This window comes from Kocuria sp. (genome assembly GCF_030530945.1).
Lineage (GTDB): Bacteria > Actinomycetota > Actinomycetes > Actinomycetales > Micrococcaceae > Kocuria.
This window is the reverse complement of the sequence record NZ_JAUMTZ010000003.1, coordinates 143370-167220: the sequence shown is the minus strand read 5'-3', so window position 1 is coordinate 167220 and position 23851 is coordinate 143370. Positions and strand designations below refer to the sequence as shown.

General features: G+C 71.6%; 23 protein-coding genes. 7 read left to right on the top strand and 16 right to left on the bottom strand.

Translation table 11 applies throughout. The features are described 5' to 3' along the window. Nucleotides 1–13: 13 nt before the first annotated feature. The 4 genes from nrfD to Q4A22_RS04685 all read right to left on the bottom strand — a co-directional run bounded on the left by nrfD (nucleotide 14) and on the right by Q4A22_RS04685 (nucleotide 6170). A complete protein-coding gene (nrfD, locus tag Q4A22_RS04700; protein ID WP_303177572.1) occupies nucleotides 14–1114 on the bottom strand; it encodes an NrfD/PsrC family molybdoenzyme membrane anchor subunit in 1101 nt (366 codons plus the stop codon). Beyond that, the gene (locus Q4A22_RS04695) at nucleotides 1111–2268 is read right to left on the bottom strand and encodes a 4Fe-4S dicluster domain-containing protein (protein WP_303177660.1); all 1158 of its coding nucleotides are present in this window, start codon (nucleotides 2266–2268) and stop codon (nucleotides 1111–1113) included. Before Q4A22_RS04695 ends, nrfD begins: the two co-directional genes overlap by 4 nt. Nucleotides 2269–2279: 11 nt before the next feature. Further along, complete coding sequence (gene fdh, locus Q4A22_RS04690) at nucleotides 2280–5663, bottom strand: formate dehydrogenase (protein WP_303177571.1); 3384 nt, start codon at nucleotides 5661–5663, stop codon at nucleotides 2280–2282. Nucleotides 5664–5834: 171 nt separating this feature from the next. Continuing rightward, on the bottom strand, nucleotides 5835–6170 hold the full coding sequence (locus Q4A22_RS04685) for a hypothetical protein (protein WP_303177570.1): 336 nt from the start codon (nucleotides 6168–6170) through the stop codon (nucleotides 5835–5837). A gap of 311 nt (nucleotides 6171–6481) precedes the next feature. Here Q4A22_RS04685 and Q4A22_RS04680 point away from each other — a divergent pair, with 311 nt between their 5' ends. Then, complete coding sequence (locus tag Q4A22_RS04680; protein WP_303177569.1) at nucleotides 6482–7216, top strand: LppP/LprE family lipoprotein; 735 nt, start codon at nucleotides 6482–6484, stop codon at nucleotides 7214–7216. A gap of 93 nt (nucleotides 7217–7309) precedes the next feature. Here Q4A22_RS04680 and Q4A22_RS04675 read toward each other — a convergent pair whose 3' ends face one another. Together Q4A22_RS04675 and Q4A22_RS04670 are read right to left on the bottom strand one after the other, a co-directional pair. After that, entirely contained in the window at nucleotides 7310–8035 is a 726-nt protein-coding gene (locus Q4A22_RS04675; RefSeq protein WP_303177568.1) for a glycosyltransferase family 2 protein, read from the bottom strand. A gap of 235 nt (nucleotides 8036–8270) precedes the next feature. Further along, entirely contained in the window at nucleotides 8271–9002 is a 732-nt protein-coding gene (locus tag Q4A22_RS04670; RefSeq protein WP_303177567.1) for a glycosyltransferase family 2 protein, read from the bottom strand. A 71-nt stretch (nucleotides 9003–9073) separates the two neighbouring features. On the opposite strand from Q4A22_RS04670, the gene Q4A22_RS04665 reads away from it, so the two are divergent. Next, nucleotides 9074–9496 carry a rhodanese-like domain-containing protein gene (locus tag Q4A22_RS04665; protein ID WP_303177566.1) on the top strand — a complete coding sequence of 141 codons (423 nt, stop codon included), beginning with the start codon at nucleotides 9074–9076 and terminating at the stop codon, nucleotides 9494–9496. Nucleotides 9497–9601: 105 nt separating this feature from the next. Here Q4A22_RS04665 and Q4A22_RS04660 read toward each other — a convergent pair whose 3' ends face one another. Together Q4A22_RS04660 and Q4A22_RS04655 are read right to left on the bottom strand one after the other, a co-directional pair. Then, nucleotides 9602–10087 carry a pyridoxamine 5'-phosphate oxidase family protein gene (locus Q4A22_RS04660; protein ID WP_303177565.1) on the bottom strand — a complete coding sequence of 162 codons (486 nt, stop codon included), beginning with the start codon at nucleotides 10085–10087 and terminating at the stop codon, nucleotides 9602–9604. A 146-nt stretch (nucleotides 10088–10233) separates the two neighbouring features. Further along, on the bottom strand, nucleotides 10234–10875 hold the full coding sequence (locus Q4A22_RS04655) for an NAD(P)-dependent oxidoreductase (RefSeq protein WP_303177564.1): 642 nt from the start codon (nucleotides 10873–10875) through the stop codon (nucleotides 10234–10236). 117 nt (nucleotides 10876–10992) lie between these two features. Between Q4A22_RS04655 and Q4A22_RS04650 the strand changes: the two genes are divergently transcribed. The 5 genes from Q4A22_RS04650 (at nucleotide 10993) to Q4A22_RS04630 (ending at nucleotide 16037) form a co-directional block, all read left to right on the top strand. Further along, nucleotides 10993–11652 (top strand): endonuclease, encoded by a 660-nt coding sequence (locus tag Q4A22_RS04650; protein WP_303177563.1) that lies wholly within the window; start codon nucleotides 10993–10995, stop codon nucleotides 11650–11652. Between the two features lie 446 nt (nucleotides 11653–12098). After that, entirely contained in the window at nucleotides 12099–13310 is a 1212-nt protein-coding gene (locus Q4A22_RS04645) for a hypothetical protein (protein ID WP_303177562.1), read from the top strand. 212 nt (nucleotides 13311–13522) lie between these two features. Then, entirely contained in the window at nucleotides 13523–14113 is a 591-nt protein-coding gene (locus tag Q4A22_RS04640; RefSeq protein ID WP_303177561.1) for a DUF2087 domain-containing protein, read from the top strand. 17 nt (nucleotides 14114–14130) lie between these two features. Then, a complete protein-coding gene (locus Q4A22_RS04635; protein WP_303177560.1) occupies nucleotides 14131–15288 on the top strand; it encodes an MFS transporter in 1158 nt (385 codons plus the stop codon). Continuing rightward, the gene (locus tag Q4A22_RS04630) at nucleotides 15285–16037 is read left to right on the top strand and encodes an amidohydrolase (RefSeq protein WP_303177559.1); all 753 of its coding nucleotides are present in this window, start codon (nucleotides 15285–15287) and stop codon (nucleotides 16035–16037) included. The genes Q4A22_RS04635 and Q4A22_RS04630 overlap by 4 nt, the downstream gene beginning before the upstream one ends. 73 nt (nucleotides 16038–16110) lie before the next feature. On the opposite strand, the gene Q4A22_RS04625 is transcribed toward Q4A22_RS04630, so the two are convergent. The 8 genes from Q4A22_RS04625 to Q4A22_RS04590 form a co-directional block, all read right to left on the bottom strand. Continuing rightward, nucleotides 16111–16824, bottom strand: a complete 714-nt coding sequence (locus Q4A22_RS04625) for a B3/4 domain-containing protein (RefSeq protein WP_303177558.1) — start codon at nucleotides 16822–16824, stop codon at nucleotides 16111–16113. A 93-nt stretch (nucleotides 16825–16917) separates the two neighbouring features. Beyond that, entirely contained in the window at nucleotides 16918–17913 is a 996-nt protein-coding gene (locus Q4A22_RS04620; RefSeq protein WP_303177557.1) for an amidohydrolase family protein, read from the bottom strand. A 104-nt stretch (nucleotides 17914–18017) separates the two neighbouring features. Further along, the gene (locus Q4A22_RS04615) at nucleotides 18018–18971 is read right to left on the bottom strand and encodes an oxidoreductase (protein ID WP_303177556.1); all 954 of its coding nucleotides are present in this window, start codon (nucleotides 18969–18971) and stop codon (nucleotides 18018–18020) included. Between the two features lie 46 nt (nucleotides 18972–19017). After that, entirely contained in the window at nucleotides 19018–20004 is a 987-nt protein-coding gene (locus Q4A22_RS04610; protein WP_303177555.1) for a zinc-binding dehydrogenase, read from the bottom strand. A gap of 186 nt (nucleotides 20005–20190) precedes the next feature. After that, a complete protein-coding gene (locus Q4A22_RS04605; protein WP_303177554.1) occupies nucleotides 20191–21789 on the bottom strand; it encodes an L-lactate permease in 1599 nt (532 codons plus the stop codon). Between the two features lie 33 nt (nucleotides 21790–21822). Next, nucleotides 21823–22770 (bottom strand): L-lactate dehydrogenase, encoded by a 948-nt coding sequence (locus tag Q4A22_RS04600; RefSeq protein WP_303177553.1) that lies wholly within the window; start codon nucleotides 22768–22770, stop codon nucleotides 21823–21825. Nucleotides 22771–22915: 145 nt separating this feature from the next. Continuing rightward, complete coding sequence (locus Q4A22_RS04595) at nucleotides 22916–23485, bottom strand: GNAT family N-acetyltransferase (RefSeq protein WP_303177552.1); 570 nt, start codon at nucleotides 23483–23485, stop codon at nucleotides 22916–22918. Nucleotides 23486–23494: 9 nt separating this feature from the next. Continuing rightward, on the bottom strand, nucleotides 23495–23830 hold the full coding sequence (locus Q4A22_RS04590; protein ID WP_303177551.1) for a YciI family protein: 336 nt from the start codon (nucleotides 23828–23830) through the stop codon (nucleotides 23495–23497). Nucleotides 23831–23851: the final 21 nt, after the last annotated feature.

Sequence of the window (23851 nt, the reverse complement as noted above, 5' to 3'; positions counted from 1 at the left end):
GCACCCGCCTTCGTCACACGCCGGTGGTGATGGAGTCGTCCGTGATGCCCGCGGCGCGGCGCCTGTTGAGGCGGTTGCGCTGCGGGACCACGGTGTACTTGGGGTCCTTCACGGACTCCTTCCCGGCCCAGAACACGCCGAAGCGGGTGAGGGCGGAGGACGCCATGAGGGCGGCCCCGGAGGCGGCGGCGACCCAGCGGCGTCGTCCGCCCAGGAGCACGCCGAGACCGCCGGCGATGGAGAGCCGCTCGCTCCACTCCAGCCACGTGCCGGGCTTGCCCTGTTCGAGCGGTTCCACGGCCACCGGGTCCATGTGCCTCTTCATGACCCGCATGGCCACGAGCTCCCCGGCCACACCGGCCACGGCGAACAGGCGGGCAGGTCCCGTCTGCGCCACCGGCGTGGTGACGAGCGCCATGCCCCCGGAGGCCAGGGACGCCGAGCTGACGAAGACGAACGGCAGGTGCCCGTGCATCTCGTGCCACGTGGGCACGGAGGTGTCCCCGAGCAGCACGGCGGTGTACGCGGCCAGCGGAGCGCCCAGCACGCCGGCGCCGATGCTCGTGGGCAGCTCCAGGAGGTGCACCGCGGGACGCAGCGGGCCCAGTGGCAGGCGCTCACCCGTCATGCGGTCCACCTCGATGGCGGCGGCCACGCCAGCGTTCGTGGCGAACACCGCGAGCAGCCAGGATCCCAGGCTCATGGGAGAGGTGGGCTTGAAGGTGCGCATCATGTGGAGGAAGCGCTCCGGGCGGCCCAGGTCCAGCACGAGGGCCACGGTCCCGAGCCCCGCCGCGCCCAGCGCACCCAGGCGGCTGTTGCGGCGCAGGGCCTCGCGCCCGGTGAGGTGGGCACCCAGCGCGAGGATCGAGGACCCTCCGGCCAGCCCGCCCAGGAACAGGTACGCGGCGATCTTGGAGTCCCACGGCGGGGCCTTCACGATGGGGCGGCCGTAGTAGGAGGTGAACTCCGGCTCCGGCACCATGGCAACCTCGCGGGAGCCGTCCCCTCCCCCGCGGCGGAACGCGCCCCCTCCGGGCGGGCGGTTGCGACGGCGGCGCCTGCGGCGCGGCTCCTCCGGCGGGCGGTAGCTGTCGTAGGGAGAGAGGCTCACGCGCGATCACCCGCCGTGAACGCCACGGCCCCGAGGGCCAGCATGCCCGCGACCGCCATGCCGGCGCGCTTGAACATGCGCGGCAGGTCTGCGGTGGGAACCCGGGGGTCCGGCGGCAGTCCGTACACCTCGGGCTCGTCCAGCAGCAGGAACACGGAGCCCGTGCCGCCCACCCCGTCCTTGGGGTTGGCGCCGTAGAGCCGTGCCTCGGTCCTGCCCTGCTCGTGCAGCTGGGCCACCCGCTGGTGCGCGGACTCCAGCATGGCCTCACGCTCCCCGTACTTGATGGAGGTGGTGGGACACGCCTGGGCGCACGCCGGGGTCTGGTCCTCCTTCATCCGGTCGTAGCACAGGGTGCACTTCTGGGCGATGCCGTCCTGCGGGACCTTCACGGTGTCCGGCATGGGGGGCGCGCCGCGCTGGGTCTTGGGCTCCACCAGGCCGTCGTTGCGGCGCTCGATCACCCCGAACGGGCACCCGGCCACGCACGTGCCGCAGCCGTTGCAGATGTCCTCCTGGACCACCACGGTGCCGAACTCGGTGCGGAACAGCGCGCCCGTGGGGCACACGTCCAGGCACCCGGCGTGGGTGCAGTGCTTACACACGTCCGAGGACATGAGCCAGCGGAAGTCGGGGGTGTCCAGCACGGGCGAGCCGTCCGCGCCGACGCCCGACCCCGAGCCACCCCCGGAGGAGCAGCCGCAGCCGCCCGCGGAGCCGCAGCCACCGGTGGCCGGCGCAGCGGTTGCGGAGGGTGCCGCGCAGCCGCACCCGGCGGCGTCCCCCGAGGCCGGTGCCGCAGAACCACACGCGCATCCACCGGCAGCCGGGGCCGGCGACGCCGCGGGCGGACCCACGCGCGGCATGCCCAGGCTCACCAGGGCACGCCCGGACTCCCGGGCCTCCTCGATGCGCTCCTTGGGCTGCTCGATGAACGCCACGTGGCGCCACGTGTCCGCGCCGAGACCGCCCGTGTTGTCGTAGGAGGAGCCCAGGATCTCGTAGTCCGAGTCCACGGGATTGCGGTTCCACTCCTTGCAGGCCACCTCGCAGGCCTTGCAGCCGATGCAGATGGAGGTGTCCGTGAAGAACCCGCGCCGGGGGTGAGGATGCTCCCAGTGGGTGTCGTCCGCGAACGCCGGGGTGGGCGTCATGCTGTGGATGCTCACTTCTCTACTTCCTGGTCCGTGGCCGTGGCACCCGGCCGGTAGGCCGTGGACTGCCCGGCGACGTCCCCGCTGTCGCGTGCCCGCAGGGGGTCCTCGTTCAGTTCGTGCTCGGGGTCCGTGATGCGCTCCATGCCGGTCATGACGGTGAGCTGCGCGCGCCGCTGGTACTCGCGCACCAGCTCCTCGCGCTGCGCACCGCGAGGCCGTCGGCCGGGGCGGATGTCGCACGATCCCGTCTTGAAGTTCTGGATCTGCACGTTGGGGTCCAGCGTGATGCCCAGCAGGTCGTTCGCGCCGTCGCCCGTGACCACCGCGTCCGTGCCCGCACCCCAGTGGTACGGCAGGCCGATCTGGTGGATGGTCTTGCCACCCACCGTGAGCGGCTTCATGCGGTCCGTGACGAGCACCTTGACCTCGATGGCCGCCCGCGGCGAGACGATCGTGGCCCACCCGTACGGCTCCAGACCCTTCAGCTGAGCGAGCTCCGGGGAGATCTCGCAGAACATCTCGGGCTGCAGCTCGGACAGGTACGGCAGCCACCGGCTCATGCCGCCGGCCGTGTGGTGCTCCGTGAGCCGGTAGGTGGTGAACATGAACGGGTACACCTCGGTTCCCGGCGCCGCACCGCTCGGGGCGGACAGGTTGTCCTCCCGGGGGAACATGATGCGCGCGGGGTTCTGCTGCTGGGTGTACACCGGGTTGTCCACCGGGGACTCCTGCGGCTCGTAGTGCGTGGGCAGCGGCCCGTCCAGCATGCCCTTGGGGGCGAAGAGCCAGCCCTTGCCGTCCGCCTGCATGATGAAGGGGTCGTCCCCGGCGAGCGCGGCCGGACCGCCCTGCTGCGGGTCCGGCGTGCTGCCGGGCTCGCGGTCCAGGGGGAAGTCCGGGTTGTCCCTGCCGGTCCAGGTCTTCTTCTCCTCGTCCCACCACACGAGCTTCTTCCGCTCGCTCCAGGGCCTGCCCTGGGGGTCCGCGGACGCCCGGTTGTAGAGGATGCGGCGGTTCGCGGGCCAGGCCCACGCCCACTGCGAGGCGATCTCGTCCTGCTCCTGCCCGGGCACGCGCATGGCGGCGCGGTTCACACCGTCCGCGTAGATGCCCGTGTAGATCCAGCAGCCGCCGGCGGTGCTGCCGTCCGCCTTCATCTGGGTGTAGGAGGTCAGGGGCGTGCCGGCGTCCGGGCCCGTGAGGAACTTCCCGTTGATCTCCGCGAGCACGGCCTCGGGCTCCGGCTCACCCGCCTCGTTGAGGGGGTAGTCCCACGTGAGGTCCTGCAGCGGGCGGTCCCTGGGATCGTCCGAGTCCGCCACGCGGTCGCGGATGCGCCTGCCGAGCTCGTAGAAGAACTCCAGCTCGCTCTGGGCGTCCCCCGGCGGTGCGACCGCCTGGTGGCGCCACTGCACGAGGCGCTGCGTCTGGGTGAAGGACCCAGACTTCTCCACGTGCGTGGCGGCGGGCATGAAGAAGACCTCGGTGTCGATGTCCTCGGTGCGCAGCTCGCCGGAGGCGATCTCCGGGCCGTCCTTCCACCACGTGGCGGACTCGATCATGTTGAGGTCCCGCACCACGAGCCACTTCAGGTGGGACATGCCCAGGCGCTGCAGACGTCCGTTCGCGGAGCCCACGGCGGGGTTCTGGCCCAGCAGGAAGTAGCCGTCCACCTGGTCCTTGAGCATGGACATCAGTGTCTGGTAGGTGCCGTGCGCCCCGTTGATCCGGGGGAGGTAGTCGTACGCCCAATCGTTTTCGGCGGTGGCGGCCTCCCCCCACCAGGACTTGAGCAGGTTGACCGTGTAAGCCTCGGCCTCCGCCCAGTAGCCCTTCTGCGTGGTGGTGCGGATGCCGTCCACGTACTCCTGGAACGTCTGCGCCGTGACCGAGGGCATGGGCAGGTAGCCGGGCAGGAGGTTGAACAGCGTGGGGATGTCCGTGGAGCCCTGGATGGTGGCGTGACCGCGCAGCGCCATGATCCCGCCGCCCGGACGCCCCATGTTGCCCAGCAGCAGCTGGAGGATGGAAGCGGTGCGGATGAACTGGGCGCCCAGGGTGTGCTGGGTCCACCCCACCGCGTACGCGAAGCACGTGGTGCGGTCCCGCCCGGAGTTCTCCGTGACGGAGCGCGCCAGGTAGTCGAAGTCCGCCGTGGAGATGCCACAGGTCTCCTGCACCATCTCCGGGGTGTACCGGGAGAAGTGGCGCTTGAGGATCTGGAACACCGTGCGGGGGTTCTGCAGGGTCTTGTCCTGCAGCGGCTTCCCGGCGCCCACGGGGGCACCACCGCTGCCAAACTGCTGCCCGCCGGCCCTGGCGCGCTCCTCCTCGCCCTGGTTGTGCTTGGCGTCCGCCGTGTGGCCCTCGCCCTCGTCCTCGGTCTGGTATCCCCAGGACTTCAGGTGGTAGGAGCCGGTCGCGGAGTCGTAGCCGGAGAACAGCCCGTCCAGGTCCTCCGCGTCCTCGAAGTCCTCGCTGATGAGGGTCGCGGCGTTCGTATAGGAGACCACGTAGTCGTGGAACCAGAGGTCGTTGCTCAGCACGTAGTTGATGAGCGCACCGAGCAGGACGATGTCGGAGCCGGCCCGGATGGGCAGGTGCCGGTCAGCGACCGCCGAGGTACGCGTGAAGCGCGGGTCCACGTGGATGATCCGGGCACCGCGTGCCTTTGCCTCCGAGACCCACTGGAATCCCACCGGGTGACACTCGGCCATGTTGGATCCCTGGATGACGATGCAGTCCGCGTTGGCCATGTCCTGCAGTGACTGCGTGGCGCCACCGCGGCCGAAGGAGGTTCCCAGACTGGGAACCGTGGCGGAGTGTCAAATCCGGGCCTGGTTCTCGATCTGCACCGCGCCGGCTGCGGTGAACAGCTTCTTGATGAGGTAGTTCTCCTCGTTGTCCAGGGTGGCCCCGCCCAGGGAGGCGACTCCCATGGTGCGGCGCAGGGGACGGCCCTGGTCGTCCGTGTCCTGCCAGCCGCGGCGTCGCGCCTCCAGGAAGCGGTCCGCGATCATGTCGATGGCCGTCTCGCGCTCCAGCGGCTGCCACTCGGCAGCCCCCGGGGCGCGGTAGAGCACCTGGGTCTGTCGGCCCGGGGAGTTCACGAGCTGCTCGCTCGCGGAGCCCTTGGGGCACAGCCGACCGCGCGAGATCGGGGAGTCCGGATCACCCTCGATCTGGATGACCTTCTCGTCCTTGACGAACACCTTCTGGCCGCACCCCACGGCGCAGTACGGGCAGACGCTCTGCACCACGCGGTCCGCGGTGGCGGTGCGCGGGGTGATCTCCCGCGTGTGCTGGGACTGCACGGCCGAGCTGCGGCCGGTGTGGTCCCCGGTGCGGAGCTGGCGGATGACCGGCCACTCCAGGGGGCTGAATCGAGGCATGCACAACACAATAGCCCCAGCCCCCGACACGCATGTCCCGGCGCCCCCGCGCCAACGGCCGCTGCGGGCTCCACACACGGAACGGGCGACCGGAATCCTGTGGTTCCGGCCGCCCGTTCGGTGCACACGAAGCCCGGGCGCACCGGGCCCACGCTCACTCCGCGGGGACGCTCACTCCATGGGGTCGGTGTCCTGCGCCGCGCCGTCCTCCAGCGACCGGTTCACCTCGCGGTCCGCCTGGGGGTCCGTGACGAGCGCCTCGACCTCCGGGTCCTGGGTCTCGGGGACGGTGGCGACCTCGGGGATGGTCTCCTCCTCGGCGATCTGCTCCACGTCCGCCTCTTCCGGGCGGCGCAGCGGGTCCGCGTCCTCGCCCCACTGGGCGGCGTCCTCCTCCCAGGCCGAGTCCTCGTCCCCGGTGGTCTCGATGAGCTCGTCCTCGCGGAAGGTGTCCTCCACGGCCTCGGGGTTGTCGAGCGGGTTGGGGTCAGGGATGGGCTGCGTCATGGTGTGCTCCTTGCCTGGTTCTCGACCGGCGCGCGGTCACGCGCACGCCCACACTACGGCGCGTGCGCCTCACGCCTCCACCCACGAAGGGCGCGGTGCGCACAGTAGCCGGGGTGCGGTGTGGCACCCCGACGACGACGCCGCAGCGCCGGGTCTCCGCGCCCGCGTTCCGGTCCGTGGGTCCCGCCGCGTGCGGGACGGCGACACATGCCGATGCACATGCATGCGAATGTTGCACTAGCGAATGAAACCGGGCACGCTGAGGACCGCCCGTGAGAACGCGGGCGCAGACCCGCGCGAGAGGCCCCCCCATGAACCGTTCCCGGAAACTCGCCACGGCACTGGCGCTCACGCTGCTCACGGCGGGGTCGCTGACCGCGTGCGGCAACGACTCCTCCCAGGACTCGCGGCCCGCGGCGACCTCCGCCGCGGAGGGCAGGCCCACCTCCGGCATCCGCTCCCAAGCCGCCACCGCCGCACCCCGCAGCTCCGCGGGCACCAGCACGGGCAGCGCCGACGACTCCACTCCCGAACCGGAGGTCACAGACCGGCAGACCGAAATGGCTTCCCCCGCGGGTGAGGCTGTGGCCAAGCAGCACGCCTCGGAATCGCCGGAGCCCTCGGACTCGTGCGGCACGGACAGCGCGCAGAGCGCGGTGGATGACAACATCTCGAAGGTTCCCGCGGCCTTCCCCGATCGTCAGGACGAGACGACGGCGTGGTTCGCGAGTGACAAGAGCACCTACGATCCGTGCGCCGCGCTGTCCTGGGTGACGCTCAACATCCGGGGAGCCACAGCATCCAGCCCCGCTACTCAGATGCTCTTCCACTACGGGAAGTACCTGGGCACCACCACGTCGAAGGCCATCGGATTCACCCCCGCCACGACCCGCCTGTCCGACTCCTCGATCCGGGTCACGTACACCTACGTCGAAGGCGACGAGAGCAACGCGGAGGCCAAGGGCCGGGCGATCTCCACCTACACCTGGAACGAGAGCACCGAATCGATCGACCACGCCGGCGAGTGGCCTCCCGGCATCGGCTGACGGCAGGGCACGGCGCGATCAGGTGACGCCCGCGGGGAAACGGTCCTGCGGCGTCGCCCTCCGCTCCGCACCAGAGGCGGCGCCGGAGCAGAGCTACCGACCGAGAGCCCGCTGGATCCGGCCCCGCGCAACCCGCAGCCGAACCAGCGCGGCCACGGGCCGGTGCCACCAGCGGGTGCCGTAGATCCGCCGGACGTACTCCTTGGCGCGCGCGTACTCGGGGGGCAGCATCCGCTGGAACTGCCCCTCCGAGCTGGTGGCGCTCACCGGGCTGCGCACCAGGGGGCCCAGGAGCGCCCAGTTGGGCCACTTCTGGTGGAAGAACAGCCAGTCGTCCCCGCCCCACACCAGCAGGTCGTCGGGGATCGGCACGTAGTTCTCCTTGCGCAGGCACATGAACATGCCGAAGCTGTTGCCGATCAGGTTGTCGCCGGCAATCCGCAGCTTCGCCGGCGTGGCCTGCTCCCTGTTGATGAACGTCCCCTCCAGACCCAGGATGCCGCGCCGCGGTTTCAGCACGAACTCCGCGGCGATGTCCAGGACCACGGGATCGAACAGCACGTCGTCGTTGATGATGGCCAGGGACTCGTACCGCGCTTCCCTGGCCCCCAGGTTCCACGCCGGGTTGACGTAGATGTTGCGCTCCTGCTGTAGCACCCTCACACTGTCCCGCCCGAATTCCAGGGGCTCGGGGGCGTTGTTGATCACGAGCACTTCCCCAACCGCCGGATGCGCGGCACACAGGGCCACCAGGTCGTGGAGCTCGCGGGATCGCTGCAACGTGGGAATGATGACAGAAAATATCGGGGGGCGTGTCATGGGCCGATCCTATCCAGGGCCGCCCTGGACACCCGAGGAGAGCATCTGAGCTCTCCACAATCCGCTATTTGATACCGCGCCTCACACTTCCTCCGCTCGCACCACGGCCGCCCACCGAGGAAGCCACACCGGATAGTTTCCGCCGCAGCATCCCCGTCGTCGTCTCAATCTGCCTCCCTGGGCTTGCCCACCCACGATGACGGGCGGTTCCATGAGGCGCCCCCCTTAGAAGCCCTCAGAGGAGACGCGCGAGAATGCTCCGGAGTCTCGCCCGCTGACGCCGGGCCGCCACCAGCACGTCCACGGGCCTGTGCCACCACCGGGTTCCGTACACCTGACGCAGATACGTGTCAGCCAGCTCCGTCTCACGGCGCACCATCCGCTGGAACTCCCCGGCGGAGCTCGTGACACTGACCTCGCTGCGCACCAGCGGCCCCATGAGCACCCAGTTGGGCCACGGCTGCTGGAGGAACAGCCAGTCGTCGCCGCACCACACGAGCAGGTCCTCAGGGACGGGCACGTAGTTCTCCTTGCGCAGGCACATGAACATGCCGAAACTGCTGCTGATGTGGTCCCTGCCGGCAATCCGCAGCTTCGCCGGCGTGGCCTGCTGCCTGTTGATGAACGTCCCCTCCAGACCCAGGATGCCGCGCCGAGGTTTCAGCACGAACTCCGCGGCGATGTCCAGGACCACGGGATCGAACAGCACGTCATCGTTGATGAGCGCGATGTGGTCCGCCACGGCCTCCCGGACACCCAGGTTCCAGGCGGGGTTCACGAAGATGTTCTGCTCCTGCTGGAGCACCCGCACGTTCTCCCGCCCGAAGTCCAGGGGGCTCTGGTGGTTGTTGACCACGATCACCTCCCGGACGGCGGGGTGCTCGGCGCACAGCTCCACCAGCTCGGGCAGCTCACGAGCGCGCTGAAGGGTGGGGATGATGACCGAGAGGATCTGCGTGGGGGGCACCTGTGGATCGTATCGCCCCATGCCAGGCCCACGTGGCGCGTTGCACGGCAGTGGGAGCGTAGCGTCGGCACATGACCGCATCCCCGGACGTCCCCGAACCCCGCTCCCTGAACCTGCTTCGGCGGGTGCGGGAGCACCTCGACCGCCTCACGCCCCAGGAGGCGCACCGCGAGCAGCTCGCCGGCGCCAGGATCGTGGACGTGCGCACCGAGATCCACCGGCGGGACGGCCCACACATCCCCGGCTCACTGGTCATCGACCTCACGGTCCTGCCCTGGCGGCTGGACCCGGACTTCGAGTGGAGCATCCCCGAGGCGGTCACTGCCGACCAGCGCTGGATCCTGGTCTGCCGCCACGGCTTCGCCACCTCGCTCGCGGCGTGGAACCTACGGCAGATGGGCCTATCCCGGGCCACGGACGTGGTGGGTGGTTTCGAGGCGTGGTCCGCGGCGGGCCTGCCTCTGACCATGGATGCCCCGGACGTGCGCCCCTGACCTCCCGCCCCAGCTCCCGGGCTTCCGGCATGGGATCCGGACCCCGGGACGGACAACGGGCTCCCTGCTGGTGCAGGGAGCCCGTTGCGGTGGTTCGGGGTGGAGTCAGAGCTCCACGACCCCGTTCTCGCCGTCCACGGACTCGCCCGTGACCTTGGACTTGAGGAGGTTGGCCACCTGGGTGACCTTGCTGCTGCCCGGGGTGTCCCAGTACTCGGCGGTGTCGCCGTCCACCTCGATGAGGATGTTGTTGGGGTTCTCGGGCCCGCCCTCCATCCAGGAGCCGGAGAAGGAGCTCCACAGCTCGCGCAGCTTGTCGGTGTCGTTGACGATGCGTGCCTTGCCGCGCAGGGAGACCCAGGCGCCGTTGCCGGAGTAGGCCACGTTGACCTCGGGGCGCTGGGTGATGCTCAGGGCCTGCTCGGACGAGCGCTCGGCGATGAAGCGCACGGTGCCGTCGAAGTCCACCTCCTGAGTGGCCATGGGCTTGGACACCAGGTGGCCGTCGTCGTCCACGTGCGTGAGCATGGCGATGCGGGTGCCCTTGATGATGCTCCGGACCTTGTCGATGCTGTCGTGGTTCTCTGCCATGGCACATCCTTTCAGCGTGCTGCTCGGAAGGACCGCTGCACGCCCCGTGGGCGCCCGGTCGTGGTCGTCAGTCTACGAATCATCCCCGACGGGCACGAGCGTGTCGGCCACGAGCGGAACCGTTTTCGGGGTGGGCACGCCCAGTCTCAGGCGTCCCCGACGGTGAAGCGCGTCCGGTGGTGGCGCGGGTCCTCGAGCTCGTCCAGGACGGCCACGGCCATGGTGCCGGTGGTGGTGTGGGACTCCCCGTCCGCGCCGAGCATGATCTCGTCCGCGCCCAGCACCGGGGTGGTGGCCGGTCCCGGTTCGAACACCGCCTGCGGCGAGACGCCCACCCAGTCGGGTCCCTCGGAGGCCCGCAGGAGGTCCAGCTGGCGCAGCTGCGTCTCCGGGATCGCGATCCAGTGCTCCGCCCCCGGGGTGGCGCGGATGTCCTCCACGTAGAGGTGGTGGTCGTCCCCGGCCGTGAGGGAGCCGGCGCCCAGGATGAACAGCAGGCGGGGTGAGCCGGAGGCGGCGAAGCGCAGCAGGTTCTCCGCGAGCACCAGGTGCTGGGAGACGTGCTGCGGTGGGGTGGCGAACGCGTCCACCACCGCATCCAGGGCGTCGAGGTCCGCCGCGGTCAGTGCCAGGGCGTCGCGCTCCAGCACGGAGACCGACTCCCCGAACATCTCGCGGGCCTTCGCGCTGTCCCGCACCAGGGCCACCACCTCGTGACCGCGGCGCAGCGCCTCGCGGGTGATGCCCGACCCGGCGCGGCCGGTGGCTCCGACGATCCCGATCTTCATGGTTCTGCCTTCCGTTCGTGGGCACCCGGGCGAGTGCCGGGTCCGAGGCCCCGCCCGGCGGCGTCGTCCGCGGGGTCCGTCACCGGGTGGAAGCGGCGGCGGTGCGACACTATTCCCGTGGATGAACTCTCGGAGACCGGCGCAGGGGCGGACCCCGCGGAGACGGTGGAGCGGCTGCTGGCGCGCTTCGGACGGACCTACGCGCAAGAGGCTGGGATCGGGCTGCGGGACGAGCCCCGCGAGCTGCACCAGCTGCTCGTCCTGGCCAACCTGCTGTCCACCCGGATCGGGGCGTCCGCCGCGGTGACGACGGCGCGTGAGCTGTTCGCCGCCGGGCTCACGGAGCCGCGCGCGGTGCTGCGAGCGCCGCGGCGGGACGTGATCGCGGCCCTGGGGCGCGGCGGGTACCGCCGCTACGACGAGCGCACGGCCACCATCCTGCGCGACGCCGCCGACCTGCTGGTGCGGCGCTGGGACGGTGACCTGCGGCAGCTGCGGGCGGAGTCGTCGAGCACCACGGGGCTGCTGCGGGGACTGCCGGAGTTCCCCGGAATCGGGCCCACGGGCGCCGCCATCTTCGCGCGGGAGGTGCAGGGGGTGTGGCCGGAGGTCTCGCCGTTCCTGGACAGGAAGGCACTGGACGGGGCCGCGCGGCTCGGGCTGCCGCGGGACCCCCAGGCCCTCGCACGGCTCGTGCCCGGTGACCGGCTGCCCGCGCTGGCCTCGGCACTGGTGCGGGTGGCGCTCGTGCGCACCTCCGGCGACCCGCTCGCCTGACACGGCTCGTGCCCGGGGTGGGCCGTCACGTCGACAACGCCGCCCCGGCCGCCACCCCTGCCGCCGCGCACCGCGCCGGCGTGGCACCGCATCCGCATAGCACCGCGCGGACGTGGCACCGTGCCGGCGTGCCCGCCGGGACTGCCACCGGCGTGGCCCCTCCCCCGGTCTGCCCCAGCTCTGCGGGGGCCGCACGGGCCGTGGCGGATGCGTCGCGCTGCGGACCCGTGTGGCAGGGTCGGGGATCGACGGCACGGCTGAGCCGGGCGCGTCCCCACCGGCCGCACCCACGAGGAGCTCGGCAGAACGCCACGCGAGGGAGAGAGCCAGCAATGTTTCGACGGGTCCTGATGATCGGCCTGGCATACTTCGGGGTCACCGTGGGCGCGGGGTTCGCCTCCGGCCAGGAGATGCTGCAGTACTACGTCTCCTACGGCTGGTGAGGCGTGGCGGGAGCGGTGGTCAACCTCCTGGTGATGCCCCTGACGGCCATGGCGATCCTGCAGTACGGCAGCTACTTCCGGGCGCAGTCCCACGGCAAGGTCTTCCACTCCATCACGTCCATGGTGGTGGCCCGGTTCATGGACTACGGGCTCTCCGTGGCGCAGTTCTGCGTGGGTTTCGTGATGCTGGCCGGCGCCGGGTCCAACCTGCACCAGCAGTTCGGGCTGCCCCTGTGGGTGGGCGCCGCCCTGATGGTGGTCCTGGTGCTCCTGGCCGGGATGCTGGACACGGACCGCGTGAGCAACCTGATCGGCGGGATCACCCCGCTGATGATCGTCCTGCTGCTGTGCGCGGTGGTCTACTCCTTCGTCACCTTCGACGGCACGCTGCAGGGCGTCCACGACTTCGCGCTGGAGCACGGCCAGCCCGCCCTGGGCAACTGGTTCCTGGCCACCGTGAACTACACGGGGCTGTCCATGTTCAGCGGCATCGCCATGGCCATCATCATCGGCGGCTCCAACTGGAGTCCCCGGGCCGCCGGGTGGGGAGGTTTCCTGGGAGGGCTGATCTTCAGCGGGCTGCTCCTGCTCATGACCGTGGCACTGCTGCTGAGCATCCGCACCGTTCACGACGCGGACCTGCCCACCCTCGCTCTGATCGACTCCATCAACCCCGTCCTGGGTGTCGTGGCGTCCGTGGGGACCTACCTGATGATCTTCAGCACGTCGCTGGGCGTCTTCTACTCCCTGGGCAGGCGCCTGTCCGCCCCGCGCCCCGCGGCGCACCGCTGGGTGTTCGCGGCAGTCACCCTGGTGGGCTTCGCGCTGAGCTTCCTGCCCTTCACGGCCCTGGTGAACAGGGTGTTCCCCGTGATCGGCTGGCTCGGGGTGCTGTTCGTGGCGGTGCTGCTGGGCACCTGGCTGGTGAACGGGCGCACCGGAATCAGCGCCGAGGGCCGCCGGAGGGACAGGATCCGCGCCCTGGTCCTCCACGGGCTGGACCCCCACGAGCGCTGGACCACCCGCCACGCGGACGCCCTGGTGCAGGCCGTGGACGGGTCCAACCTCCCCGCTGAGCAGCTGGGCGAGTCCATGGCCCCGGATCTGGCACGGGACGCGCAGCGCACCAGCGGGATCGAGATCTCGGAGGAGGAGCAGCAGCGGCTCGGGGAAAAGCTGTCCGATCTGCAGCGCCAGGACGAGAGCGGCCGGTAGCGCTAGGTGCTGTTGTGGCACCGTGTGTTGCGGTGCACGTCACACCGTGTGGCATACTCTCCTCAGACGGCGCGCCCAGCGCCCAGCCTGCGCCCGGACCCCAGCTCCCGCGCAGCGGCGAAGGGGAGGGAATCCTCGGGCGGTGCAGAGTTGTCGGTCCTCGTCCGGCCGGGTGGTCATGCTGGGGGTGCGCTGCGCGGCCGAGGTACGAGATGACCCGTCACAGCGACTTCAAAGACCTGGTCCGCGCCCGCATGCGCGCCACCGGTCAGCCCTACACCGCGGCCCGCGCGGACCTGCTGCGCGAGCGGGACGGCGCCGCCGCGCCCCCACCGCAGGACTCCGCGCCCTCGCCCGCGGGAGCGACGGCCACCCCCGGTCCCGACGTCCAGGACCCCACGCACCCCTCCCCCGAGACCACGGCGACAACGGGCCACTCCGACGAGTGGCACCGCGCCCACGCCGAGTACCGCCGCACCCTCCAGCGGTTCGTGCGGAACGGGCGGGTGGTCTCCGTCCCCGCGCGGCGCCGGGCCCGGGTGTTCGTGCTGCTCCACCTCGTGGCCCTCTTCCACCCGGGGCGCACGTACCGGGAACCCGAGGTGAACGAGGTGCTGCGCGGCGTCGTGGACGACTGGGCGTTCTGGCGCCGCGAACTGGTGGAGTACGGGTACCTGCAGCGGGAGACGGGCCGCTACTGGCTGCCCGCGGAGGCCCCCGCCCGGGACCGCAACACCCGCCAGGAGATCCCCGCGTGGGAGGCCGTGTGGCTGCCCGCCCACCTGCGGCGTGACAACCCGTGAGAACCGCGCAGAGACATGTGAACCCGCGGCTGACGGTGCTGCTCGCGGGCCTGCTCCTCTCGGCCTGCGGGGACGACGTCGCCGCCATCGCCTTCTCCCTGCGGGCGGCGGAGGCGGGCGCGCCGCGGCTGCTCGCGGCGATCCTGCTGGCGCAGGCACTGCCCGCCGTGGCGCTCGGCCTGTTCGGGGGCGTCCTCGCGGACCGGTCCCTGCGCTGGTGGTGGTGGCCGGCCTCCCTGCTCGTGCAGGGCGGGCTCTTCCTGCTCATGGCGGTCACCGCGTCCGACCCCGTGGTCGTGGCCTGCGTGGCGGGTGCGAGCGCGGTGTCCGCCGTGACCGGGCCCGTGGGGAACAAACTGGTGGCCCAGCACAGCCAGGACCACGCAAGGACCGGGGGCCACCTGGCCACGGTCAACGGCCTGTCCCAGGCCTGCGGCGCGGCGCTGGGCGGGATCGCCTTCGGCGTGAACGGCATCGCCCCGCTGCTGTGCGCCAACGCGGCCACGTTCACGGTGCTGGCCCTCGCGGCCCTCGCGGTCACGCGGCGCGCACCCGTGGTCCTGGACCCCTCCCCGCAACGCGGTGTGTTACTGGGCTTCCGGCGCCTCGCGCAGCCTGGCGCGTTCGGCCCGGCGGGTCTGCTGCTCCTGGTCTGGACGGTGTTCGCCACCTCCGTGGAGGGGGTCGTGGGGGTCTTCGTGCTCACCGGCCCCGCCCAGTGGTCCCCCGCGGCCGTGGGGTCCGCGTGGGGGCTGTGGGGAGCGGGTGTCGTGGTGGGCGGACAGCTGGCCGGGCGGAGCCGCGGGCACCGGACCACGCTCCTGGTCTGCGGGGCGGCCACCATGGGAACCGTCTTCCTGGTGCTCGCCCTGGCGCTGCCGGGCTTCGGCCCGGGGGCGGCGCTGTTCCTCGTGGGCGGCGCCGCCAACGGTGCGTTCAACGCCGCCGTCTCCCGCACCCTGCTCACGGCCCTGCCGCTCACCGAGCAGGCCCGCGGGTGGGCCGCGTACCGTTGGACCGTGACGTGCTGCCTGCTCGCGGGCTATGCGGTGGGCGGCGCGTTCGGAGCACAGCACGCGGTGCTCGCGCTCGCGGCAGCGGGCGCCCTGGCCGTGGCGGGCGCCGTCGTCCGGGTGCTCCTTCCCACCGCAGCACCCCGAGGAGTCCCATCGTGAACCAGCCCGTCTTCGACGCCCACCTGCACATCGTCGACCCCGCCCACCCGCTCGTGGAGAACAACGGGTTCATGCCCGACCCGTTCACCGTGGCCGACTACCAGCGGCGCATCGAGGGGCTGAACATCAGGGGCGGGGCCGTGGTCTCCGGCTCGTTCCAGGCCTTCGACCAGGGATACCTGGTGGACGCGCTCGCCGCGCTCGGCCCGTCCTACGTGGGCGTCACACAGATCCCCGCGGACACCGACGACGCCGAGATCCAGCGCCTGCACGAGGCGGGTGTGCGTGCCGTGCGCTTCAACGTGGCCCGCGGCGGCTCGGCGGCGCTGGAGGACCTCGACCGCCTGGCCCGCCGCGTGCACCGCCTGGCCGGGTGGCACACCGAGCTCTACATCGACGCGAGCACCATCGACGAGGACCTCTCGCGCCGGATCGCCGCGCTGCCCGCCGTGAGCATCGACCACCTGGGGATGCACGAGGACGGTCTGCCCGGGCTGCTGCGGCTCGTGGAGCAGGGGGTGAAGGTCAAGGCCACCGGTTTCGGGCGCGTGCACCTGGACCCCGTGAGCGCGATCCGGCAGATCGTGGCGGTGGATCCCACCGCCCTCATGGTGGGCACCGACCTGCCCTCCACCCGTGCGCGGCGGCCCTTCCGTGACGAGGACTTCACGGCAGTCGTCGACGCGCTGGAGCCCGAGCAGGTCGCGGCCGTGCTCTGGGACAACGCCGCCGCCTTCTACCTCGCCTGAGCCACCACCGGCCGACGACGCCGCGGGGCGGGGTCCCTCCCGGCACCACCGTCCGCGCGGACCGCCCCCGGACTCAGTCGGCGCCCAGCACCCTGCGGGACACCGTGACCCCCTCGCCCAGGGTGGCCAGTGCGGCGGCGAGCTCGTCCGCGGCGGCGGCCAGGGCGGCGTCGTCCACCGGGGCGAGGGCGTCCATGATGAACAGCGCGGAACGGGTCCCGTCCGAGAGCGCGGTGCGTCGGCCCTGGCGCCAGTTCCACCGGCGGCAGGTGACCCCGGCATCGTCCCGCCAGACCACCTCGCCGGCGTCCGGGTGCTCCACGACGTCCTCGCCGTGGGCGCTCGTGTCGAACGGCTCGTCTCCCGTGGCGCGGACCAGGCGCGCCGGGCCCTGGTACAGGGCCACGTCCTCACCGCCCAGCGGAATCTGGTGGAGCACGGAGACCGCGTTGTAGATGTCCGTGAGCGCATTGACCCGTGGCAGCCCGCCCTCGGCGCGGCGGGTGAGAGCCTCCAGGCTGTTGCGCGTGCGCTGCGGCTTGGCCCCGAACGCCCGGTACGCCTCGCGCCACGCGGCGATGTGGGGCAGCTCCTCCACGGGGGTCTCCGCCATCAGGTCACGGGCGTGCGTCTCGGCACGGGCGATCATCTCGTCCGCCACCGCGGAGGCCGCGCCCGCGTCCAGGCCCTCCACCACCATGAGCAGGGCGCGGTAGTCCGGGCGCAGCGCGTGCACCGCGGGATCGATGGAGCAGGCGGCCAGGAACGCCTCGGGTGAGTCGAGCACGGGAGTACCCCCGGAAGTGGTGGAAACCGGAACGCGGACGCGGTCCGGGGCGAACGGGACGTCACGTGGTGGTGCGCAAGGCCCTGGGGCGGGTCACAGACCCAGGAGGCGCTCCGCGTTGCCGTGGGCGAACTTCTCCCGGTCCTGGGGCGTGAGGTCCGCGGCCTCCAGGAACTCGCGGGCGCCCTCGTGCGGGATGAACGGGTAGTCCACGGAGAAGATCATGCGGTCCACGCCCACCAGCTCGCGGCAGAACCTCAGCTGGGCCGCGCTCCACATCCCGCTGGGGGTGATGTACAGGTTGCTCCGGAAGTACTCGGACACGGGCCGCTCCAGGCGGGTGAGCTCCTGCGGGAACATCTCGTCGAAGCGCTCCATGAAGAACGGGGCGGTCTCACCCCAGTGGCCCAGCACCACCTGCAGGTCCGGGTGGCGGTCGAAGACACCGGAGAGGACCATGTGCACGAAGTGCACGCCCGTCTCCAGGTGCCAGCCCCACCCGGCGGTCTCGAACCGTGCGGAGACCAGGGGGTCCAGGCCCGCGTAGGCGAGGTCGCTGATCCCGCGCGGCGGCGGGGTGGGGTGCAGGTACACGGGCACCCCCAGGCGCTCGGAGGCCGCGAGCACGGGCTCCAGCGCGGGCGCGTCCAGGAAGTCCGTGCCGGTGCGGCCGAAGACCATGGAACCCACCGCGCCCAGCTCGCCCACGGCGCGGGAGAGCTCGTCCGCGGCCACGGCTCCCCCGGCGGTGGTGGGCACCGCCGCGAACGCCGCGAAGCGGCCCGGGTGCTCGCGGACGGCGGCACCCAGACGGTCGTTGGCAGCGCGGGACAGCTCCAGCGCCACGTCACCGGGGAGGAACTGGATCCCCAGCACGGACACCACCTGGGTGTCGATGCCGTGGGTGTCCATGTCCGCGATCCTGCCCTCCCCCAGGTCCGTGAGCTGCTCCACGGTGGGAGACGCGCTGAGCCCGTGGGAAGGATCGTAGGTCTCCGCGAAGTGCGGGCTCAGGGCCCTGTTCGCGGCCGCCCCGGCGCGGGCGACCTCCGGCTGGACCACGTGCTCTTCGGTGGTGATCAGACGCATGGGACTCCTGTCCTCCGGGTGACTGGCGGTGGACCGCTCTCCAGAACAGGAGGATCCGCCTCCATGGTGCACCCGCCCCCGCGGACGAGCGCACCAGGAGTGGTTCAGGCCGGGAGGTCGCTGGCCGTCATCGCGGCGGAGAGCCGCCACAGCTGCTCGGCGGCGTTCGGGTCCACGGCGTACGGCGCCACCCCGCCGTCCACGGCGCGGCCCCCCGTGGCGACCCGGGCGACGTCGCAGTCCTCCAGGTACAGGCCCCCGCGGCCCTCCAGCTGGGGCGAGGTGGCCGCCCACAGCCCGGTGGCCGCGCCCTGGGAGGGAGACTTGAAACCCTCGGCCGCGATCTCGCCGTGCTCGTCCACCCACCCCAGCGCCACCTGCTCCTCGCGGGGGAGGTGGCGCTGCAGGCCCGTAAGGATCCCGCCCGGGTGCACTGCGAAGGCACGCACGCCGTCCTCGCGGCCCCGCCGGTCCAGGCCCACGGCGAGCAGGCTGGTGGCGGTCTTGGACTGGCCGTACGCCTGCCACTTGTCGTAGCCGCGCAGGAAGTGCAGGTCCTCCCAGTGCACGTCCGAGAGGTGGTGCCCGGCGGAGCTGTAGGTGACCACGCGCGCACCCCGCGCCGCGAGCAGGGGGTACAGGCGGGTGAGCAGCGCGAAGTGCCCCAGGTGGTTCACCGTGAACTGGCTCTCCCAGCCCGGTCCGATGCGCTGCAGGGGTGTGGCCATAATCCCGGCCGCGGCGATCACGGCGTCCAGGTGCTCGGTCATCCCGCGGACGGTCTCCGCCGTGGCGGCGACGGCGCCCAGGTCCCCGAGGTCCAGCCCCGGCACCTCACGGACGCCCTCCGCGGGGGTCACCGAGCCCGCCGAGCGGACCGGCGCGATCACCGAGGCACCCGCGCGGGCCAGGGCGGCCACGGTCTCGGCACCCAGTCCGGAGGAGCCACCGGTCACGAGGACCACCTTGCCGTGGAGGTCCACCCCGTCCAGAACGCCGTCCGCGTCCGTGGTGGCGTCGAAACCGGAGTGGAGGGGCTGCTGGTCCTGCGGGGTCATGGGTGGGTTCCTTCCGAGGGATGAGAGTGCGTCCGCTGATGACGGGTCACTCGTCGACGAGCACCACCACTTTGCCAGCAAGATCCGCGGACGTCATCCGCGCCACGATCGGTGCAGGGTCGCCCAGGGGCAGGGTGGAGTCGATCACGGGGCGGATCTCCCCGCGCGCCACGGCAGGCAGCACGGTGTCCCGCAGCCCCGCGATGATGCGCGGGGTTTCCTCACGTGCGAACCCGAAGGACACGCCGTGCACGGTGAGGTGGCGGAAGGAGAGGGCGTCAATGTCAATGGTGGACTCCGGCCCGGCCAGCCGGCCGATGTTCACCACGTGACCGTCGTGACGCGTGGCCGGAAGGGACTGGGCGAACGTCTGGCCCGCCACATGGTCCAGGACCACGTCCACACCGTCCCCGTGAGTGGCTGCGAGGACGGCGCTCGTCATGTCCTCCTCTGCGGTGACGACCACGGTGTCCACGCCCAGGGACAGCAGCAGCTCTCGCTTCCCCGCGCTGCGGGTGGTACCGATCACCGTGGATGCGCCCAGCGCCCTGGCGATCTGCACCCCCACCAGGCCGATGCCGGTGGTGGCGCCCGTGACCAGCACGCTCTGCCCGGCCGTGAAACCGGCTGCCAGCAGGGCGCCGTACTCCGTGAGCAGGGCGGTGGGCAGTGCCACCGCCCGCTCCGGAGGGAGTCCCACCGGGCGGGGCATGACGAAGCGGTGGTCCACGGCCACGTACTGGGCAAATGACCCCGGGTACAGCCCCATCACGGCGTCGCCGACGGCCCAGTCGCCAGCGCCCGATCCCACCGCGGCGACCTCCCCGGCGAACTCGTGGCCGGCCACCTTCACGGTGCCGTCTCCCCCGGAGGTGGGATCGTTCTCCGCCAGCATGGGCACGTCCGCGTTCTGCACGGCCGCGGCGCGGTTGCGCACCAGCACCTCTCCCGGCCCGGGGGTGGGCACGGGCACATCCTCCAGGACCCACAGGGGTCCGCGTCCCGCCAGCAGGGCTCGCATGGTATCGGTCATGTCGTCCTCCTCGTCCACGGCTGGTACTGCGCAGGGCGTCAGCCGCTCCGGGGTCCACCGTGCGTGGTGGCCCCAGAAGCATGCCGACGCCGCCGGGCAGCAGCCGCACTTCGTGTTCGACCTCCAGTCAACATCTGCCCGGTGCCACCTGCCAGGGAGAACCGTCTCCCCCGTGACCGGGCGGACTCAGACCAGGGCGAGCACGAACGTCCACACGCAGATGACGACGAGCATCCCCAGGCTGTAGAAGAGCGAGCCGCGCATGATCTCCGCCTCGCGCCCGTTGAGGCCCACGGCACCTGCCGCGATGGCGATGGACTGCGGGGAGATCACCTTGGCCGTGGTGCCGCCGGCGGTGTTCGTCCCCACGAGCAGGGCGGGGCTCGCCCCGATCCCCTCGGCCGTGGCCACCTGCAGCGGCGCGAACAGGGTGTTGTTGTTGACCACCGAACCGGTGAGGAACACGCCGATCCAGCCGATCACCGGAGCGATGAGCGGGAAGACGGGGCCGGTCGCCGCGAGCGCGGTGCCCATGGCCGTGGACCCGCCGGAGTAGTTGGCGATGTTCGCCAGCACCAGGATCACCGCGATCAGCACAATGGCCGGGCCCAGGGCCTTGACGGCGCCGGAGAGCTCTTCCAGCAGCTCCCTGGCGTGCAGCTGCGGGGTGGTGAAGAACGTGATGAGCACGGCGATCAGGATGGCGGTGCCCGTGGCCCCGAGGATCGAGAAGTTCCAGGTGGCGTTCACCACGGTCCCGGCGGCGGTGGTCACGTGGCCGGTGAGCCCCGGCATGGGGACCTTGAACGTGGTGAACCCCAGGGCGCCCTTGGTGAAGAGGGCCTGCACCGCGGGCACGGACCAGAGCAGGATCACGATGGTGAGGATGTAGAACGGGCTCCACGCGCGGACCACCTCACCAGCGGGGTGCGCGGCCTCGGCGGTCTCGGGGGCCTCCGGGGCGCGGGACACGTGCCGCGGGGCCCACACGCGGCACAGCACGAACAGGGAGACCATGGCCAGCAGCCCGGCGGCCAGGTCCGCGAGCTCGGGACCCATGAACCACAGCAGCCCGCCCTGCACCACGCAGAACACCGCGCCGGACACGAGCGCCGGAAGCCAGGTCTCGCGCAGCCCGCGCACGCCGTCCACCATCCAGACCAGCAGGAACGGCACCAGGAACGTGAGCGGCTGCAGGAGGACCACCAGGGCACGGGAGAGGTCCTGGACGTCCATGCCCGTCACCTGCGCGCCCACCAGGACGGGCACGCCGATGGCCCCGTACGCACCCGCGGCCACGTTCGCCACGAGGCACAGCACCGCGGCGCGCAGGGGCGGGAAGCCCAGCTGCACGAGCAGCGCCGCGCAGATGGCGATGGGCACCCCGAACCCCGCAACGCCCTCCAGGAACGCCCCGAACGCGAAGGCGATCAGCAGCACCTGGATGCGCTGGTCCGCGGAGACGTTCGCGATCGAGGAGCGGATCACGTCGAAGCGGCCCGAGCGCACGCTGAGCCGGTACAGCCACACCGCCATGATGATGATGTAGGCGATCGGCCACAGCGCGGTCAGCAGACCCAGCAGCCCCGCGCCCGCCACGGCGGAGGCGGGCATCCTGAACACCAGCAGCGCCACCAGCACCTGCACGACCAGCGCGACCACGCCGGACTTCAGGCCCGTGAGCTTGAGGAGCATCATGCACGCGAGGAACACGACGATCGGCACGGCGGCCACGAGCGCGGTCAGGGGCAGGCTGCCCAGGGCATCGAGGGATTGGGTCCACATGGCGGTCTCCGGGAGGGCGGTGCGGCGGGGTGGTCAGCTCAGGCTGTCGACGACGCCGCGCAGGGTCTGCGCGGACGCGGTCAGGCGGCTGAGCTCGTCCTCGGAGAACGGGGTCTCGAGGATGGGGTGTGCGCCGTCCGCGCCGATCACGCTGGGCACGGACATGGCGATCCCGTCGATGCCGTGGAAGTCGGAGAGCACCGGCGCCACGTTGAGGATGGCGTGCTGGTCCCCCGTGATGGCCTCCACGATCCGTGCGCTGGACAGGCCGATGGCATCGTTGGTGGCGCCCTTGCCCTCGATCACCCTGTAGGCCGCGCCGCGGACCTCGGCGAGGATGTGGTCCAGGTCCTCACGGGTGAACACCCGCTCCCCGTTGCGGGTCCACTCCAGGATGGGCACGGTGCCGATGGTGGCGGTGGACCACACGGCGAACTCGGAGTCACCGTGCTCCCCCACGATGTGCGCGTGCACGCTGCTGGTGGCCACGCCCGCCTTCTGGGCGATCAGCCAGCGCAGGCGGGAGGTGTCCAGCACGGTGCCGGAGGCGAAGATCCGCTCCGGGGGCAGTCCGGTCTCCTGCTGGGACAGGGTGGTCAGCGGGTCGCACGGGTTGGTGACCACCACGAAGATCGCGTTCGGGGAGGCCTCCAGCAGCGGCGGGACCAGCTGGGACATGATCTTGGCGTTGGTCCCGGCCAGCTCCAGGCGGGTCTGCCCGGGCTTCTGCTTGGCCCCCGCGGTGATGACCACCACGTCCGAGTTCTCGGTCAGGCCGATGTCCGAGCCGCCGCCCACGATGTCCGTGTGCGCGGCGAACTGCGAGCCGTGGGCGAGGTCCAGGGCCTCCGCCTCGGCCTTCGCGGACGCGATGTCGTAGAGGGCGATGTGGCGCACGGACCCCCGGATCAGCGAGGCGTACGCCACGCTCGACCCCACGGCTCCGGCTCCGACGACGGTGAGTTTCGAGTCCTTGATCATGGTGTCAACGCTAGTCCCGCCGGGCCTCCGACACACGGGTGACACTCGACACTCAGAGACTTTCTTCCCGGTCGGCACGGTGTCATCCCGGTGGGTCTCGCAGGTTCCACGGGATGGTGTCCGGCGCCGCACCCGGCCACGTCTCTCAGCGGTCGTCGGAGGCCGTGGGCATGGCCCAGTACACCGGCCAGGGGTCGGTGCGGAGCCGGCCGTAGATGGCCACGTCCACGCGGTGGCCGTCCACCAGGAACTTCTCCCGCTCGGTCCCCTCGCGCACGAAACCCGCAGCCCTCGCCACCGCCCCGGAGGCGGGGTTGTTCACCCGGTGGCCCAGTTCCAGCCGCGCCAGTCCGCCGTCCGTCAGGGCCCAGTCCGCAACGGTGGCCGCTGCACGCGAGGTCCAACCCCGGCCCCGGGCGTCGGCCGTCATCCAGTACCAGAACCAGCCGCTGGCGTTCTCACGGTCCACGGTGAGCCCCACCAGCCCTACCGCCCGGTCCTCCACGCATACTGCACGGGCGATGCCGCGGGGCGGCTCACTCACCCGTCGCACGTACGTCTCAGCCTCCGCCAGCGTGCGCGCCGTTCCCTGCCGCGCCATGGCGGGATCTGAGAGGAAGGCGGCCAGGACGTCTGGAGCGTCGGCCAGGCGAAGGGGTCGCAGCCGCGGGGCGGGCGGCTCACCGCCGTGGGCGGAGGTATCAGAGTGGGCCACCCGCACTCCTCAGCCGGCCACGCCGTCGGGGCGGGAGGAGAACTCCGCCAGGTTTCCGAAGATGGGGTCCCACTCCACGACCAGGAGGTTCTCCACGATCCCGTGCTCCCAGAACGGGTCCGTGGCCAGGACCTCATGGAGCTGCACCTCGGAGGTGGCGCGCATGAGGAGCCACCCCTGGCGCACCTGCGTTCCCACCGACGGCCCCGAGGCCACGATGGTCCCGGCGGCGAGCTGGGCAAAAATCCACTCCGCGTGGGGGCGGACCCAGGTCTTCCACCCGGCCTCGTCCGGGTGCTCCAGGCGCACGAGGAAGGTGTGCAGTGACGTGCTCTCGGTTTCCATGGTGGCCGATCCTAGTGCTCG